The organism is Escherichia sp. MOD1-EC6021 (assembly GCF_002965245.1).
Taxonomy (GTDB): domain Bacteria; phylum Pseudomonadota; class Gammaproteobacteria; order Enterobacterales; family Enterobacteriaceae; genus Escherichia; species Escherichia coli_F.
Map to the genome: position 1 here is coordinate 1 of NZ_PTRU01000135.1, position 368 is coordinate 368.

General features: G+C 56.8%; 1 pseudogene. It reads left to right on the forward strand.

What is annotated here, in order from left to right:
* A pseudogene (locus BEB54_RS28345) lies at nt 1-368 on the forward strand (ParB/RepB/Spo0J family partition protein); the annotation flags it as partial.

Genomic DNA, 368 nt, shown 5'->3' on the forward strand with positions numbered 1-368 from the left:
AAACCAGCACAAATCAGCCTGGAATGTAAACATTATTCGCTGACCAGCGATGCGCCGTCAGGGAAGGAAGGTGCCGCATTCATGGCGCTGATGGCAGAAAAAGCCCGGCTTGCAGCCCTGCTGCCGGAGGGATGGACACGGGACATGACGACGTTCCTGTCACTCAGCCAGGAGGTGCTGTTATCCCTGCTCAGTTTCTGTACCGCGTGCAGTCTTAACGGTGTCCAGACCCGCGAGTGTGGTCACACGTCACGCAGTCCGCTTGACTCGCTGGAAACCGCTATCGGATTCCACATGCGCGACTGGTGGCAGCCGACAAAAGCAAACTTCTTCGGACACCTGAAAAAGCCGCAGATTATCGCAGCCCT